This is a genomic window from Microcystis sp. LE19-195.1E, from assembly GCF_027532095.1.
GTDB classification, from domain to species: Bacteria; Cyanobacteriota; Cyanobacteriia; order Cyanobacteriales; family Microcystaceae; genus Microcystis; species Microcystis aeruginosa.
In genome coordinates, this window is sequence record NZ_JAPZSZ010000286.1 from 1 (window position 1) to 2,580 (window position 2,580).

2 protein-coding genes are annotated in these 2,580 nt (G+C 48.8%); both read left to right on the forward strand.

The genetic code is table 11. The features are described 5' to 3' along the window. The first annotated feature begins 206 nt into the window (after positions 1 to 206). Positions 207 to 920 carry a biotin--[acetyl-CoA-carboxylase] ligase gene (locus O9300_RS15955; protein ID WP_287972689.1) on the forward strand — a complete coding sequence of 238 codons (714 nt, stop codon included), beginning with the start codon at positions 207 to 209 and terminating at the stop codon, positions 918 to 920. A 45-nt stretch (positions 921 to 965) separates the two neighbouring features. Further along, on the forward strand, positions 966 to 2,210 hold the full coding sequence (locus tag O9300_RS15960) for a M23 family metallopeptidase (protein ID WP_287972691.1): 1,245 nt from the start codon (positions 966 to 968) through the stop codon (positions 2,208 to 2,210). Positions 2,211 to 2,580: the final 370 nt, after the last annotated feature.

Below are 2,580 nucleotides of genomic sequence, written 5' to 3' on the forward strand. Positions count from 1 at the left end.
GGGGCGTGGCGCCGCCCCCAAACCCCCCGCGCATTAGTTTTTCGGTGGGATGCTTACACGCAGCTGCTGACACATCTGTAATCATTTAAGAGTCACTCCACTTGCAGGAGTGCCTCTCCTGATATTTAGCCTATACTCAACGGATTTAGTATCAGGTCACTGATTACTGTTTACTGATCACTGAAAATACTCCCCACTTCCCATTTATGCCCAAAATCCATCACTTTGAACTATTACCTTCCACTAATACTCAAGCTTGGCAATTATTAGAATCGGGGGAAAATCCGCCTTTTCTGGTAACTGCTCGTCAACAAAGTGCCGGGAGGGGACAATGGGGACGGGAATGGATTTCTGAACCGGGAGGATTATATTTATCTTTGGCGTTAAATCTTGATTTAGAGGTGGATAAATCTGCCCATCTCGTTCTCGCTACAGTTTGGGGCATCGCTCATCAGCTGAATTGTCAAGAAATACCCGTTAAAATCAAATGGCCGAACGATTTGGTATTATTAGGGCGCAAACTAGGGGGAATTAACCTAGAAACCCGTATTCAGGGCCAAAACATCCCGCAAGCAGTCATCGGAGTGGGCATCAATTGGGCTAATCCCGTCCCCCCCACAGGTATTAATTTACAAGCTTTGGCCGGCAATAAAATCACCTCGATCGCTCAATTAACCGATGTCATCAGCGATGCTATCCTATACGGCTATGAATATTACTGTAATCACGGCATTAAAGCCTTATTAGCCTCCTATTTGGGACTTTTTGCCAATTTGGGGCAAAAGATAGTTTTTGAGGGCTATCAGGGCATAATAACGGGGGTAAGCGATCGAGGGGAATTAAAAGTTAAACTCACCTCGGACAATGCCAGTAGCGAAATCTATCTACCGGCGGGTAGGGTCAGTCTCGGCTATAATTGAGTCTAAATATTTTTTTGACTAAACTGTGAGAAGTGAGGCCGCCCTATGTATCCTTCATCGGTGATATTGAAACTTTTTCTCGGAAAATCCTTAAAAAAGAAGCTGAGTTTATGCAGTGGTCTCGGTTTAGTGATCAGCGGTCTGCTCACTCTTGCTCCCAATGCGATCGCTAATTCCGAAACTGGCAGCGAAACCCCGGTAGTGGAAAATGCCGCCCCGACTCTGAAAGCCCCCGTTATCAAAGAAAATACTAATCCCGCCCCCCGTCTGGCTATCCCCGAAAACCATCAAACCGATATGCCTACCCTTGCCCCCCGGGCCGGCGGTAAAAATAACTTTATCGATACCAGAAACTTTAACCCCCCCAGTTCCGTTGTTGTCACCGAGCGCCGCAGTGGTTGCCAAACCATCGCCCAAAATGGTCAACTGGTAGGAGGTAGCTGTAATCTGGCGGCCCGGTCCCCCCGTCGTCAGCCGGTCAGCACTGTGGCCAAACCCTTACCCCCGGTTAATCTGGCCCGGGTACGTCTCAATCCTAATCCAGCCGTGCGGGTAGGACGGCAGCCCCGAAATCAGCCGGTTATCGCTAATAATTCCCTGCGTCGTTATGCCCCCACTCTCGTGGCTTCTAGCTCCCCGGTACGTCTGGCCGCCCCGACGGTGATTGCCAGTCAGGTGGTAGCCCTCAATCCCCCGGAATGGAATGGCGTAAAATTGGCTTTGGCCCCGGTGACTCGCGCAGAAGTGGAGGCCATCAGCGAAGCGACCACCTATGAGCGGGCCACCCGTTTAAGTCCCACGGATTCTAACCAAACTCAACGCACCGATTTACTCTTTCCCCTCGCCCTTCCCGCCCAAATTACCTCGGTTTTCGGGTGGCGAAATCATCCGGTCAGCGGGAATCGGGCCATGCACGCGGGTACTGATTTAGGCGCACCGATGGGAACGCCTGTATTAGCCGCCTACGCGGGGGAAGTGGCCACCGCCGACTGGTTAGGAGGTTACGGATTAACGGTGATTTTACGTCACCTCGATGGTACTCAAGAATCTCGTTATGCACACCTTTCGGAAATTACCGTCAAACCGGGAGAATGGGTGGAACAGGGAGCGGTTATCGGTCGCGTGGGTAGTACGGGACTTTCTACCGGTCCGCACCTACACTTTGAATGGCGACACCTAACCGAACAGGGTTGGACCGCCGTAGATGCCGGTTTACATCTAGAATTAGCCCTCGATAATCTGGTGCAGAGAATGCAAATGGCCGCAGCCACTGACTCTAATCAGAATTAATTTGTTTTGGGTTACAAATATAGCGGTTTTTGGAGCTTAAAAACGCATCGTTGAGCTTTTGCCCAATTGATGCGTTTTCATACATTCGCAGTCTCAGTAATACCAAATCCGGTTATTAAAAACTGATTATTTATTCCCCTTTGCCTTTTGCCTCTCCTGATAGTGTTAAGTAGCTGGTTATAATTAAATTAAAAATGGATTTTAGGTTCGATCCCCCCTGCCCCCCTTAATAAGCTATCCATTAGTCGGATCTTTCTTAACAAAAAGAGAAGAAACTTAAAAAAAAGGGAAACGATTGATAGGTATAGTTTTGAAAGAAGGAATTAAGGTGGAGGTAAGCAAAAAAATGGAGAAATGGGCAGCCCAAGAA

Bases quoted from the DNA above. Each gene is read 5' to 3' on its own strand.
- O9300_RS15955 (WP_287972689.1), top strand. From the start codon at position 207: ATGCCCAAAATCCATCACTTTGAACTATTACCTTCCACTAATACTCAA.
- O9300_RS15960 (WP_287972691.1), top strand. From the start codon at position 966: ATGTATCCTTCATCGGTGATATTGAAACTTTTTCTCGGAAAATCCTTA.